Source organism: Pseudoxanthobacter sp. (genome assembly GCF_036822375.1).
In the GTDB taxonomy this organism is placed as follows: domain Bacteria; phylum Pseudomonadota; class Alphaproteobacteria; order Rhizobiales; family Segnochrobactraceae; genus Pseudoxanthobacter.
In genome coordinates this window covers 2,617-15,473 of record NZ_DAISHT010000063.1, presented here as the reverse complement: position 1 = coordinate 15,473, position 12,857 = coordinate 2,617, and the positions used below count along the sequence as shown (strand labels likewise).

The following is a 12,857-nucleotide window of genomic DNA, read 5'->3' as shown; positions in this document are numbered from 1 at the left end:
CCGGAACGGAGCGGCGCCGGAACAGGCGTACTGCACAGGGCGTGCGGCAACCGAGGGTGCGTCGCGGCGGGCCGTCCCGGCTGGCAACGGGGATTGTGCTGGCAACGGGGATTGTCAGGCGGCCGGCCAAAGGGCCGGCCACGGGGCGGGCAGCGGGGCGCGCTGCCCGGTCGGGCGGGCGTTCAGGCCACGGCAGCGCCGATGGCGGCGGGCGCGGGCTGGGCTGCGGCGGCGGCCTCTGCCTTGCGGAAGTGCAGCAGCGTGAACAGGCCGAGCGGCGGCACCAGCCGGTTTTCCAGCACCGTCAGACCGGGATAGTCGGTGAAGCGTTCGGCCGTCATCTCCACATCCCAGCCGAGTTTCGGCGACAGCGGCGAGATGCAGCGCTCCACCGGTGCCCAGGGGCCGCCCTTGGCGGCGCGGAAGTGATTGACGACGAGAATCGAGCCGCCGGGCTTCGTCACCCGCACCAGTTCGGCGAACACCTTGTCGGGATCGGGCACTGCGGTCATCAGATACATGCCGACGGTGGCGTCGAAGCTGTCGTCGGGAAACGCCATGGCCATGGCATCCATCTCGATCAGCGCTTCGATGTTGCCGAGCCCGCGCCGTTTCACCCGCTCGCGGGCGCGCTTCAGCATGGCGGCGGAAAAGTCGATGCCGGTCACCTTTACGTCGGCGCCGTAGAGCGGCAGCGAAAGCCCGGTGCCGACGCCCACTTCCAGCACCCGGCCGCCGGCCTTGTTGAGCCGGCGCACGGCCATGGAGCGGCCCCGCGACATCGGCAGGTCGAACACCGTGTCGTACACCGGCGCCCAGGAGGCATAAGCCGACTTGAGGCCGCGCGACGTCAGTGCCGCACTGCCAGCCGGGCCCTGAGCGGAGTGCCGTTTGTGAGCAACCGAACGCGGCATTTGAACGAATCCGTCAAGCAATCAGCCGGCGAGACGCAGGCCGTTATAGTCGGGGCCCTGCGGGCCGGACGCATCCGGCGGGCAGGCGCAGGCAGAGGCAGAGGGCGCGAGGTGCCCGGCCGGGCCGGCATCGCGCCGGCGGGCCGGCGGCGTTTCGCTCTGGTGGGCGTGGCGGGCAATGAAGCCGCCGCCGAGCACGCGCGCGCGCCCGTCGGCACTGTCATAGAGCACGCAGGCCTGCCCGGGCGCCACGCCGGCCTCGCCGGCAACGAGATCGACGAACACGGCGCCGTCCTCGACATGGATCAGCGCCGGCGCCGGGTCGCGGGTGGAGCGCACGCGGGCATGCACTTCCAGACCGGCCGCGGCCGCGTCTTCCAGCGTGCCGTCGCCGATCCAGTTGACATCGCGCAGCGGCACCCGCCGCGTAATGAGCGCCGAGCGCGGTCCGACGACGACGCGCCGCGTCTCCGGCTCCAGCGCCACCACGAACAGCGGCTCGCCCACCGACAGCCCGAGGCCGCGGCGCTGGCCGATGGTGAAATGGATGATGCCGCGGTGCTGGCCCAGCACCCGGCCGTCGACATGCACGATATCGCCCGGCTCCACCGCGCCGGGGCGCAGGCGGGCAATCATCTCGGCATAGTTGCCGGTGGGCACGAAGCAGATGTCCTGACTGTCCGGCTTGTCGGCGACGACGAGGCCGAAATCACGCGCCATCTGCCGCGTGACGGTCTTGGAAATCTCGCCCAGCGGGAAACGCACGAAATCGAGCTGGTCGCGGGTGGTGGCGAACAGGAAATAGCTCTGGTCGCGGTCGGCATCGGCCGGGCGGAACAGCCCGCGGCCCGAGGCGGTGGCCCGGGTCGAGACATAATGCCCGGTCACAAGGGCGTCGGCGCCGAGATCGCGTGCGGTCTCCAGCAGGTCGGAGAACTTGACGGTCTGGTTGCAGGCCACGCACGGCACCGGGGTTTCGCCGGCCAGATAGCTGTCGGCGAAATTCTCGATCACGGCGTCGCGAAAGCGCGCCTCCATGTCGAGCACATAATGGGGAATGCCGAGGCTGTCGCACACGCGGCGGGCATCGCGGATATCGCGCCCCGCGCAGCACGCGCCCGGCCGGTGGGTGGCCTCGCCATGGTCGTAGAGCTGCAGCGTGACGCCGACCACGTCATAGCCGGCCGCCTTGGTGAGCGCAGCCACCAGCGAGGAATCGACGCCGCCGGACATGGCAACAACGACCCGGTGGTCTTCGGGACGGCCCGGAAGATCAAGATCAATCCGCATCGCGCTTTCGGACATGACGCTTCCCGGTCCGCGGCCCGTGCCGGGACGGGCACGGCACCCCCTGAAACTGACGCATTGCAGCCGTCTTGTGAACAGTGCCGCATGCACGACCGCACCCCGCCGCGCCCTGCGCGAGGGCGACGGTGATGCCGGCCGGCGCAATTATAGCCGAACGAGCCGGCGCCGTCCAAGTCACAACAGCGGGACCCACAACAGCGGCACCCGCAACACGGGAAACCCGCACCGCCGGAGCCCGCCGGCCGCAGCATGGCCGCGCGCCGGCAACCGGCCGGCGCCGTGCCGCCCTGAAATGGGACCGCGCGGGGCTTTCGGCAAGACCTTGCACCGCGATCCTGTGAAAACAGCGGCTGAACCGCGGGGTTTAGGCGATTTTTAAGTCCCGGCCCGTATTGTCATCGTCGAAAGGTCGCGTTGCGTTGTGAGAGTTCGATGACCGATCAGGTTCGTCCCCGCGTGCGTTATGTCATTGGTCCCGATGGAAGTCCGCTTACGATTGCGGACCTGCCGCCCGGCAACACCCAGCGCTGGGTGATCCGTCGCAAGGCCGAAGTGGTTGCCGCCGTCCGCGGCGGTCTTCTGTCGCTTGAAGAAGCGTGCCGCCGTTATACTTTGACGGTCGATGAATTTCTGTCCTGGCAGGCGTTGATCGACCGCCATGGTCTTGCGGGCCTGCGGGCCACGCGCATTCAGGAATATCGCGGCTGAAAGCTGCGCCTGCGTGCGGCCCTCCCGCGCGCCGGCTGCATGACAGGCGCCTTGATAACGGCCCGCCCCGGAGAAACCGCCGGGGCGGGCCGATTCTGTTTGATATCCCGCGGTCTCCGTGCCTTCGTTGCCACGGCACATGAGCGCCGTTCCGCGGCCGGCCGGCGGCGGCCTCTGGCAGGACTGCAACAGCGGCCCGAAATTGCGCCCGGCTGCGGCCAGCCCCGTTGCGGGCCGCGGCCGCCATTGCGATTCTGCCATCAGAATGACGCACGCGCATCGCACAGATGGCGCCTGCCGTTCGCAGATGCCGGTGCTGTTTTGCCAGCCGCTCCGGCCTGTTTCCTGCCGGCTCCGTTTCTCGCACGACCTGATCTTTCCGGCTTTTCTGCCGTCCCGCTGTCATCGTGGCCGGCGGCTTTCTGTTGATGCCGGCCGGGTCGCAGGCCCGGCCGGGCGGCCTTTCACTCATGGAATCTGCGACGATGTCGTTGCCCCTTCTCGCGCTGTCGCTGGCCTCGTTTGGCATCGGCACGACGGAATTCGTCATCATGGGCCTCCTGCCGGAGGTCGCGGCCGATCTGGGGGTCAGCATTCCGCAGGCCGGGCTGCTGGTGACGGGCTATGCCATGGGCGTGGTGATCGGCGCGCCGATCGTGACGGCAATCACCAACGGGCTGCCGCGCAAAGCCACCCTCATCGGCCTGACGACGATGTTCATCGCCGGCAACCTGCTGTGCGCCATCGCCCCGACCTATGCCTTCCTGATGCTGGCCCGCGTGGTGACGGCGTTCTGCCACGGCGCTTATTTCGGCATCGGCGCGGTGGTGGCGGCGGGGCTGGTGCCGAAGAATCAGCGCGCGCGGGCAATGGCGATGATGTTTGCCGGGCTCACCATCGCCAACATCCTCGGCGTGCCGGCGGGCACGGCGCTGGGGCAGGCGTTCGGCTGGCGCTCCACGTTCTGGGCGGTGGTGGCGATCGGCTGCGTGGCGACCGGGGCGCTGGTGCTGTGGCTGCCGCGGGCGATTCCCGTCAGCCGCGGCAATCTGATGGCCGAGGTGAAGGTGCTGGCCAACGCCCGCGTGCTGCTGGCCATGGCGGCAAGCGTCGCCGGCTCGGCCTCGCTGTTTTCGGTGTTCACCTACATCACGCCCATCCTGCGCGAGGTGACGGGCATTTCCGCCCATGCGGTGACGTGGGTGCTGGTGCTGTTCGGGGTCGGCATCACCATCGGCAACATGGTCGGCGGACGGCTTGCCGACTGGCGGGTGATGACCACGCTCATCGGGGCCTTCGGCCTGCTGGTGCTGGTGTTCGTGGCGTTCGTCTTTGCCGCGCCGCTGCCGGTGCCCGCGGCGGCGGTGGTGTTCGTGTGGGGTCTGCTGGCGTTCGCCGTGGTGCCGCCGCTGCAGATGCGGGTTGTGGACAGCGCCCGCGGCGCCCCCAACCTGGCCTCAAGCCTCAATCAGGGGGCCTTCAATCTGGGCAACGCGCTCGGCGCGTGGGCCGGCGGCGCGGCGCTTTCCGCCGGCATCGCCTACGATGCGCTGCCGTGGGTGGGCATGGTGCTGGCGATGGTGGCCATGGCCATCTGCATCGGCTCCAGCGCGCTGGACGGGCGCGGCCGGCCCTCGCCGGCGATGGCCGCGCGCTGAGGGGCTGCGCACGTCGGGGGAAGGGCCCGGCCGTCAGCCCTGACCGTGCAGCAGGCGGCTGGCGATGGTGGTGACCGCGCGCGGCGATTCGGGCGTCAGGCCGCGCTCTTCCATGCGGCAGTGCCACGCGCCGGGCTCGCCGCCGATCTCGAACAGGTTGTAGCGGGCGCCCTCGTGGCGCCCGTCGGGCTGGGCGGAGGCCGAAGGCACGCCCACCACCGGCACCGGCGCACCGTGGCCGCTGATCATGCGGATGCCCGCGCGGTGGTTGTGGCCGTGCAGCACCAGTTCGGCGCCCGCCGCCTGAATGGCGCTGCGAAACCGCGTGCCGCCGATCAGCCGCTTGTACCACGGTGTGGAGCCGCGCACCGGCGGGTGGTGGATCAGCACGACCCGGAAACAGCCTTCGTGGCGCAGCCGCTCCAGCGCCTCCGCCAGCAGCAGCGACTGGCTGGTGCCGAAATGGCCGGTTGCCATGAACGGTGCGCTGGCGCGCGCCGTGGAGGTGCCGACAAGGGCGATCCGGCCCCGGCGCCGCACGAACGGAAACCGCACGCCCATCGTCTCTTCGCCATAGGTGGCCTCGGGCGGCGGCGGCTCGTCGGCCGCGGGGGCGGTGTCATCGCCGGTCATGTACGGCGCCCACAGCCGGGCCGCCCGCCGGGCCGCGCCGGGCACATAGGCATCGTGGTTGCCGGGCACCACCGTCACGTCGCGCGCCGTGCCGATGGCACCGAGCCATGTGGCGGCCGCGGTCAGCTCGGCCGGCAGTGCCAGATTGACCAGATCGCCGGTGACCGCCAGATGGTCGGGTGCGGCGAGGTCGATATCGGCCATCAGGGCATCGAGCGCGCTGTTGCCGAGGTGCACGGCGCGGTTGCGCTGCCAGTTGACGTAGCCGATCACGCGCTTGCTGGCGAGCTGGCGCAGCCGCACCTCGGGCAGCGGCCCCAGATGCGGGTCGGACAGGTGGGCCAGACGAAACATCGGCGGTGCCACTCCCCCTTGCTCTCAGACAGCGCTATAGCCGAGACAGGCCGGGGCCGCCACCCGCAGCGACCGTGCGCGGCCGCCGGCAGAGCCGGGCAGCAGCGTCAGCAACAGAACGGGGCAGGAGCGTCAGCGATGGATTTCGAACGCGCCGGCATTGGCCCGCTGCGCCGGCTGGCAACGCGGGCGGTGTGGTGGACGGCGCTGCTCGCCGGCCGCATCACGCGCCCGATGACCCTTGGCGTGCGGGTTGCGGTGTACGATGCCGAAGGCCGCATCTTTCTGGTGCGCCACACCTATGTGCCCGGTTACCACATGCCCGGTGGAGGCGTGGACCGTGGCGAGAGCGCCGAGGCAGCGGCCGTGCGCGAGCTGCGCGAAGAGGGCGCCATCGGCGTCGGCAGCCGCCCGGCGCTGTTCGGCTTCTATTTCCAGCGGTCGCTGAAGTGGGATCATGTGGCGCTCTATGTGGTGCGCGATCCGGTGCTGCCGCCGGCGCCGCCCCCGCCCAACCGCGAAATCGCGGCGTGCGGCTTCTTCGCCCCCGATGCCCTGCCGGAAGGCACCACGCCCGCCACCCGCCGTCGTCTGGCCGAACTGGCCGGGGCGGTGCCGCCGGCCAGCGAATGGTGAGCGCGGGGGCGATGACAGCACGGGGGAGACTGTGTTGCCGCGGGAGGGCGACTGGCCCGTCGCCGGCCCGCCGCCGCCGTGCTAAGCCTCTGACAGGGGCGGAGAAGTCCGGCCGCCGCATTTCCTGACCGGCTTTCGGAGACCTGCCGTCATGACACCTCGCATCGTGGTAAAACTTCTCGACGACTGGCGCGTGGCGCTGGGTGCGCGCGCACTGCTCTGCCTGCCGTTCTGGCTGAGCGCGCTGGTGCGGCTGTTCGATTTCGGCGGCGGCAGCTCGGAAATGGCCGGGCTCGGCCTCTCGCCGGGCGGCTTCTTCAACTCCGTTGCCATCATTCTCCAGCTTGCCGGCGCCGGGCTGGTCATCTTCTTCCCGCCGCTTGCCTGGCTGGGGGCGGCGGTGCTGGCGGTCTATACGCTGGTCATGCTGCCACTGGCCCATGTGGTTTCCACGCTGGCAGGCACCGGCACCTCGTCGCTGCTGCTGGCGGCAGGCGACCGGCTGGCCATCGTCGGCGGCCTCATCGTGGCGGCGATTCTCGCCCGCCGGCCGCCGCGCAGCTACTGAGCGGCGGCAGAAAAGCCGGCCGGCGGGTCTTGATCGCGCGCGATGCCGCCCCAGATGCGGCGTGGCCGGGTTGTCGCGCAACGGCGCGCGGACACACGAAGGGAGCGGGGCAGTGGCAGACAAGGGCGGGCGCATCGGGGTGCTGATTGTCAACCTCGGGTCGCCGGAGGGCACCGATTACCGGTCGATGCGCCGCTATCTCGGCGAGTTTCTGTCCGACCGGCGCGTGATCGAGGTGCCGCGCTGGTTCTGGCTGCCGCTGCTCAACCTCGTGATTCTCTCCACCCGCCCGCAGCGCTCCGGCCGCGCCTACGAGGCGATCTGGAACCGCGAACGCAATGAGGCGCCGCTCGTCACCATCACCCGCGCACAGGCGGCAAAGCTCGCGGAGGCCTTCGCGGACGCGCCGGCGGTGATCGTCGACTGGGCGATGCGCTATGGCCGGCCTTCGGTGGCAGAGCGTCTCGGCCGGCTGGTTGCGGCCGGCTGCGAGCGCGTGCTGGTGGTGCCGCTCTATCCGCAATATGCGGCCGCCACCACCGCCACGGTGAACGATGTCGCCTTTGACGCGCTGAAGGCGATGCGCCGCCAGCCCGCGCTGCGCACTGCGGCCGACTGGCACGACGATCCGGTCTATATCGCGGCGCTGGCCGCCTCCATCGAAAGCCAGATCGCCGCTCTCGGCTTCGAGCCGGAGGTGGTGCTGGCTTCGTTCCATGGCGTGCCGGTCGAATATGTGGAGAAGGGCGATCCCTATGCCGCGCAGTGCCGCACCACCGTGCGCCTGCTGCGCGAGCGCCTCGGCTGGGGCGAGGACCGGCTGCAACTGACCTTCCAGTCCCGCTTCGGCCGGGCCGAATGGCTGCAGCCCTATACCGACCGCACCGTGGAGGCGCTGGCCCGGCGCGGCGTGAAGCGACTTGCGGTGGTGATGCCGGGTTTCGTCGCCGATTGTCTGGAGACGCTGGAAGAGATCGGCGTGGAGAACGCCACGCTGTTCCGGGAGAACGGCGGCCGCGATTTTGCCGCGCTCGCCTGCCTCAACGACAGCGCCGGGGGCATGGCGGTGCTGGAAGCGGTGGTGCGGCGCGAGCTGGCCGGCTGGCTGTGACCGGATGTTGCGGGCGCGGACCGGAGATGTTGCGGGCGCGTCCGCCGGGCTCAGGCGGCGCCGGCGCGCAGCAGGTCGTGCATGTGGATGATGCCGATCGGCCGGCCCTCTTCCACCACGAACAGCGAGGTGATGGCGGATTTGTTCAGCGTTTCAAGGGCGCTGGCGGCCAGCACGCCCTGCGCGATGGTGTGCGGGCGCGGGTTCATCACCTGATCGACCGTGCGCTGCAGCAGGTCGCCGGCAATGTTGCGGCGCAGGTCGCCGTCGGTGATGACCCCGACGAGGCGGCCCTCGGTGTCGGTGATGCCGAGGCAGCCGAAGCCCTTGCCGGTCATGGTCAGGATGGCGTCGCTCATTTTCGTGCCGAGCGGGGCGAGCGGCAGGCGGGCGCCGGTATACATCAGGTCGCGCACCAGCCGCAGGCTGGCACCCAGCTTGCCGCCGGGGTGGTAGACGCGGAAATCCTGCGCCGTGAAGCCGCGGGCCTCCAGAAGCGCGATGGCCAGGCAGTCGCCCAGCGCAAGCTGCAGCGTGGTGGAGGTGGTGGGCGCCAGCCCGTGGGGGCAGGCCTCGCCGGTGACCGGCAGCGTCAGCAGATAATCGGCGGCGCGGCCCAGAGTGGAATCAGCGCGCGAGGTGAAGGCGATCAGCGGCACGCGGAACCGCTTGGTGTAGCCGACGATGGCGGCCAGCTCCGCCGTTTCGCCCGACCACGACATGGCCAGCACGACATCCTCGTTGGTGATCATGCCGAGATCGCCGTGGCTGGCCTCGGCCGGATGCACGAAGAAGGCCGGCGTGCCGGTGGAAGCCAGCGTGGCGGCGATCTTGGTGCCGATGTGGCCGCTCTTGCCCATGCCCGTCACGATGACGCGGCCGCGCGTGTGCGAGATCAGGTCCACGACGGTCACGAAGATGGATCCGAGACCGTTGGCGAGCGCGGCGTGCAGCGCCTGCATGCCGGTCATTTCGGTTTCCATCGTCTTCAGCGCCGACAGGATCGGCGCGGCGTGCGGCGCGCCGCCGGTTTCGGGGCGGGCGGCGGGAACCGGCGGAACCAACGTCTCTGAACTCATCTCGCGCTCTCCGGCCGGATGCCTGCCCGCCTGCGGAACGGTGCCGCCGGGCGCCGGGCGGCGGCGGGGCCGCGCCGGCCCGGCCTGATGCGGGGCTGCTGCGTTGCGCGCGATTTAGCCCGCCGGACCCGGTGCGACAAGGAAAATGCGCGAAAGATGCGCGCGCGCCGGCTCCGGCGGCGGCCATCGCCGGTACCCGCCATGCCGCATGCGCCCCCGGGAAGGGCGGTTGCGGCGGGCCGGGCCGCGGCTGGCAAGAAACCCTTAACCAACACTCCGTTAACCATGGGCGCGTGAACCACGGGTGCGTGTGCGCGGCCCGCCGGGTGCGCAGCCGCCGGCGGATGCCGCGAACGGAGGAGAGCCGACATGACAGCCGTTGCCCTGAAAGGCCGCCGCGTGCCGGGCGCCGGGCGCCCCGCCGCAGCCGGTCTGCGCCTGCGTCTGGCAACGCTGGCGGCGGCCCTGCTGCTGGCGCTGAGCCCGGCTCTGAGCCTGCCGGCAGCGGCGGCCGATGCGCAGTTCGTGGCGTGGATCAAGGGGTTCTGGCCCGCGGCCAGACAGGCGGGCATTTCGTCGGCCACCTACAACGCCGCCTTCGCCGGCATCACCGAGCCGGATACCGAGGTGCTGCGCCTCAACGTCAAGCAGCCGGAATTCACCAAGTCGGTCGGCGAATATCTCGCCTCCGCCGTGTCCGACCAGCGGGTCGAGAACGGCCGCGCCATGATGGCCAAGTGGAAGCCGTGGCTGGACCGCATTTATGCCCGCTTCGGTGTCGAGCCGCAGATCGTGGTGGCGATCTGGGGTGTGGAAACCTCCTACGGCGCGGTGCTGGAAAACCCGAAGATCGTGCGCAGTGTCATCCGCTCGCTGGCCACGCTGGGCTATGCCGGCGGCGCACGGGCCAAATTCGGGCAGGAACAGCTGCTTGCCGCCCTGAAGATTCTGGAAAACCACGATGTCGCCCCCCGCGGTCTGACCGGCTCGTGGGCCGGCGCCATGGGCCACACCCAGTTCATTCCGACGAGCTTCCTGCAATATGGCGTCGATATGGATGGCGACGGCCACCCCAACATCTGGACCTCGGTGCCCGATGCGCTGGCGACCACCGCCAACCTGCTGGCCCGCAACGGCTGGCAGCGCGGCGCGACGTGGGGCTATGAGGCGGAACTGCCGCGCGGCTTCAACCTGGCCCTTGCCGACGAGAAGACCTGGCGGCCGGTTTCCGAGTGGGCGAAGCTGGGCGTGCGCCGCACCGGCGGGCGGGCCTTTCCGCGCGGCAGCGACAAGGCGAAGCTGATCCTGCCGGCGGGTGCGCGCGGGCCGGCCTTCCTGATCCTGCCGAATTTCGAGGTCATCAAGCGCTACAACAATTCCACGTCCTATGCGCTGGCCGTCGGCTATCTGGCCGACCGCATTGCCGGCGTGCCGCCGTTCCGCACCCCCTGGCCGACCGATGCCCATCCGCTGTCGCGCACCCAGATCGTGGAGTTGCAGCAGGCCCTTGCCGCCCGCGGCTATCCGGTCGGGCAGGTCGACGGCAAGATCGGCCCCGGCACCCGCGATGCCGTGCGCGCCTTCCAGATGGCCGCCGGCCTGCCGCCGGATGGCTACCCGACGCAGGAACTGCTGGTGCTGCTGACGCGCGGTTGAGCGGCGCGCCCCGGCCGGGCTTGTGAGCGAAACGACAAAGGGCGGTGCCGCGGCGCCGCCCTTTTTCGTGTGAGGCCTTCTGCCCGCCGGTGCCCCGCGGCGGCCGTGCCCGGCCATTGTGTCGGAGCCCGGTAATATTCGGCTGCCAGAATAGAACGCAGCGTAATTTCTGCTCGCAAAGACGTTTCCCGCCGACCGGAAAGAGCTATTTTCCTGAACACTTGGCGAAGAGGCTGCAAACGACTTTCCACAGCGCCGAAGCGGGCTATCCTCAGGGCACACGGCGCCGGTGCGGCGCGGCCGGAGGAGGGGGCAGATGACGCAGACGGACACGGCGGCTTCGGTGGTGGCGGCTTCGGTGGTGACGGAGGCTTTCTCGGCGCCGGCGGCGGCGGAAGGGCGGCGCGGCGCCGATGCGCTGCTGGAGGTGCTGGACAGCGAGGGCGTCGAATACATCTTCGGCAACCCCGGCACCACGGAACTGCCGCTGATGGATGCGCTGCTGGCGCGGCCGCAGTTGCAGTACATCTGGGGCCTGCAGGAAGCCAGCGTGGTGGCGATGGCCGATGGCTATGCGCAGGCCGCGCGGCGGCCGGGCTTCGTCAATCTGCACACCGCCGGCGGCCTTGGCCACGGCCTCGGGTGCCTCATCAATGCCGGGGTCTCCAACACGCCGCTGGTGGTCACCGCCGGCCAGCAGGATTCCCGCCACACCGTGACCGATCCGCTGCTGTTCGGCGATCTGGTGGCCATTGCCAGACCGCACTGCAAATGGGCGCAGGAGGTGACGAGCGCGGCGCAGATTCCGATCCTCGTGCGCCGCGCCTTCCATGATTGCAACGCCGCACCGGCGGGCTCGGTGTTTCTGTCGCTGCCGATGGACGTGATGGAGGAGACCACCACGGTCAGCGCGCTTGCCCCGTCCAACATCGACCGCCGCGCCGTTGCCGGCTCGCTCGACGAACTGGCCCGCATGCTGGCGAAGGTGAAGCCGGACCGCCTCGTCATCATCGCCGGCGACGAGATCGACATTTCTGATGCGGCGCCGGAGACGGTGGAAATTGCCGAGGTGCTGGGCGTGCCGGTCTATGGCGCTTCATGGCCGGCGCGCATTCCCTTTCCCACCTCCCATCCGCTGTGGTCGGGCAACATGCCGACGCGGGCGACCGACATCAATGCCCGGCTGTCGGATTATGACTGCGTGTTCGGCATCGGCGGCAAGTCGCTGATTACCATTCTTTATTCCGAGGGCTCCGCCGTGCCGGAGAGCTGCGACGTGCTGCAGCTCTCCTCCGATGTGCGCGATCTCGGCCGCACCTACACCACGAAGCTGTCGGTGCTGGGCGACATCAAGGTTTCGCTGCAGGCGCTGATTCCGCTGGTGCGCAAACACTGCGCGCCGACGGCGGATGTGCGGGCCGCACAGGTGGCCCGCGCCCGCGAAGGTCGTCTTGCGCGCCGCAAGGGGCTGGAGGCGAAGGCGCAGGCCGACATGGCCGCGCCGGTCGCCACGCCGCTGGTCGCCGCCTTCGAGGTGGTGCGGGCCATCGGCTCGCGCGCTGCCATCGTCGACGAGGCCATTGCCACGTCGGCCCATGTGAAGAGCCTGCTCTATTCCGATTCCGCGCGGCAATATTCCTTCCTGCGCGGCGGCGTGCTGGGCTGGGGCATGCCGGCCTCGTGCGGCTTCTCGCTGGGCTACGGACGCGCGCCGGTGGTGTGTCTGGTGGGCGACGGCGCCGCGCTCTATTCGCCGCAGGCACTGTGGACGGCGGCCCACGAAAAGCTGCCGGTGACGTTCGTCGTCATGAACAACCGGGAATACAACGTGCTGAAGAACTTCCAGCGCGGGCAGGCCCATTATAACTCGACCCGCTCCAACCGCTTCATTGCGATGGATATCACCGATCCGGCGGTGGATTTCATCGCGCTGGCAACGGCGCTGGGCGTGCCGGCGCGGCGGGCGGAGCGGCCGGCGGATATTGCGCAGCTGGTCGAGGCCGGCATCGCCTCCGAGAAGCCGAACCTGATCGAAATTCCGATTTCGACCGAATGAGCGGCCGCAGGGGCGGGCGGCCCCCGCGGGCCGGGCGGACAGCCCGGTGCGGCGACGCCGGCACCCCGGGCCGGCTGCGTGTGCCGGCTGCGAGCGGCTTCGGCCCGCTTCTTTCTGCCAGCCGGCCTTCAGCGATGTGTCTTCAGTTGTGCGGCTCCGGTGGCGTGCCTCCGGTG

General features: G+C 70.1%; 11 protein-coding genes. 7 read left to right on the top strand and 4 right to left on the bottom strand.

The genetic code is table 11. The features are described 5' to 3' along the window. Positions 1–182: 182 nt before the first annotated feature. Together V7067_RS08315 and mnmA are read right to left on the bottom strand one after the other, a co-directional pair. Positions 183–914 carry a methyltransferase domain-containing protein gene (locus tag V7067_RS08315; RefSeq protein ID WP_334175425.1) on the bottom strand — a complete coding sequence of 244 codons (732 nt, stop codon included), beginning with the start codon at positions 912–914 and terminating at the stop codon, positions 183–185. Positions 915–935: 21 nt separating this feature from the next. Beyond that, positions 936–2,204, bottom strand: a complete 1,269-nt coding sequence (gene mnmA / locus V7067_RS08310) for a tRNA 2-thiouridine(34) synthase MnmA (RefSeq protein WP_334175424.1) — start codon at positions 2,202–2,204, stop codon at positions 936–938. Positions 2,205–2,654: 450 nt separating this feature from the next. On the opposite strand from mnmA, the gene V7067_RS08305 reads away from it, so the two are divergent. Both V7067_RS08305 and V7067_RS08300 read left to right on the top strand, forming a co-directional pair. Continuing rightward, a complete protein-coding gene (locus V7067_RS08305; RefSeq protein WP_334175423.1) occupies positions 2,655–2,930 on the top strand; it encodes a DUF1153 domain-containing protein in 276 nt (91 codons plus the stop codon). A 485-nt stretch (positions 2,931–3,415) separates the two neighbouring features. Then, positions 3,416–4,588 (top strand): MFS transporter, encoded by a 1,173-nt coding sequence (locus V7067_RS08300; protein ID WP_334175422.1) that lies wholly within the window; start codon positions 3,416–3,418, stop codon positions 4,586–4,588. A 33-nt stretch (positions 4,589–4,621) separates the two neighbouring features. Here V7067_RS08300 and V7067_RS08295 read toward each other — a convergent pair whose 3' ends face one another. After that, positions 4,622–5,587 carry a metallophosphoesterase gene (locus V7067_RS08295; RefSeq protein WP_334175421.1) on the bottom strand — a complete coding sequence of 322 codons (966 nt, stop codon included), beginning with the start codon at positions 5,585–5,587 and terminating at the stop codon, positions 4,622–4,624. 126 nt (positions 5,588–5,713) lie between these two features. Here V7067_RS08295 and V7067_RS08290 point away from each other — a divergent pair, with 126 nt between their 5' ends. The 3 genes from V7067_RS08290 to hemH all read left to right on the top strand — a co-directional run bounded on the left by V7067_RS08290 (position 5,714) and on the right by hemH (position 7,890). Next, positions 5,714–6,211 carry an NUDIX domain-containing protein gene (locus V7067_RS08290; RefSeq protein ID WP_334175420.1) on the top strand — a complete coding sequence of 166 codons (498 nt, stop codon included), beginning with the start codon at positions 5,714–5,716 and terminating at the stop codon, positions 6,209–6,211. Positions 6,212–6,362: 151 nt separating this feature from the next. Then, positions 6,363–6,779: a DoxX family membrane protein gene (locus V7067_RS08285; protein WP_334175419.1), complete on the top strand. Its 417-nt coding sequence runs from the start codon at positions 6,363–6,365 to the stop codon at positions 6,777–6,779. Between the two features lie 112 nt (positions 6,780–6,891). Beyond that, the gene (gene hemH / locus V7067_RS08280; protein WP_334175418.1) at positions 6,892–7,890 is read left to right on the top strand and encodes a ferrochelatase; all 999 of its coding nucleotides are present in this window, start codon (positions 6,892–6,894) and stop codon (positions 7,888–7,890) included. 50 nt (positions 7,891–7,940) lie between these two features. On the opposite strand, the gene V7067_RS08275 is transcribed toward hemH, so the two are convergent. Next, positions 7,941–8,873 carry a KpsF/GutQ family sugar-phosphate isomerase gene (locus V7067_RS08275; RefSeq protein WP_334175428.1) on the bottom strand — a complete coding sequence of 311 codons (933 nt, stop codon included), beginning with the start codon at positions 8,871–8,873 and terminating at the stop codon, positions 7,941–7,943. 465 nt (positions 8,874–9,338) lie between these two features. Between V7067_RS08275 and V7067_RS08270 the strand changes: the two genes are divergently transcribed. Continuing rightward, entirely contained in the window at positions 9,339–10,625 is a 1,287-nt protein-coding gene (locus V7067_RS08270; RefSeq protein ID WP_334175417.1) for a lytic murein transglycosylase, read from the top strand. A gap of 316 nt (positions 10,626–10,941) precedes the next feature. Continuing rightward, positions 10,942–12,681 (top strand): thiamine pyrophosphate-binding protein, encoded by a 1,740-nt coding sequence (locus tag V7067_RS08265; RefSeq protein WP_334175416.1) that lies wholly within the window; start codon positions 10,942–10,944, stop codon positions 12,679–12,681. Positions 12,682–12,857 lie beyond the last annotated feature (176 nt).

Bases quoted from the DNA above. Each gene is read 5' to 3' on its own strand.
- V7067_RS08315 (WP_334175425.1), bottom strand. From the start codon at position 914: ATGCCGCGTTCGGTTGCTCACAAACGGCACTCCGCTCAGGGCCCGGCT.
- mnmA (WP_334175424.1), bottom strand. From the start codon at position 2,204: ATGCGGATTGATCTTGATCTTCCGGGCCGTCCCGAAGACCACCGGGTC.
- V7067_RS08305 (WP_334175423.1), top strand. From the start codon at position 2,655: ATGACCGATCAGGTTCGTCCCCGCGTGCGTTATGTCATTGGTCCCGAT.
- V7067_RS08300 (WP_334175422.1), top strand. From the start codon at position 3,416: ATGTCGTTGCCCCTTCTCGCGCTGTCGCTGGCCTCGTTTGGCATCGGC.
- V7067_RS08290 (WP_334175420.1), top strand. From the start codon at position 5,714: ATGGATTTCGAACGCGCCGGCATTGGCCCGCTGCGCCGGCTGGCAACG.
- V7067_RS08285 (WP_334175419.1), top strand. From the start codon at position 6,363: ATGACACCTCGCATCGTGGTAAAACTTCTCGACGACTGGCGCGTGGCG.
- V7067_RS08275 (WP_334175428.1), bottom strand. From the start codon at position 8,873: ATGGAAACCGAAATGACCGGCATGCAGGCGCTGCACGCCGCGCTCGCC.
- V7067_RS08270 (WP_334175417.1), top strand. From the start codon at position 9,339: ATGACAGCCGTTGCCCTGAAAGGCCGCCGCGTGCCGGGCGCCGGGCGC.
- V7067_RS08265 (WP_334175416.1), top strand. From the start codon at position 10,942: ATGACGCAGACGGACACGGCGGCTTCGGTGGTGGCGGCTTCGGTGGTG.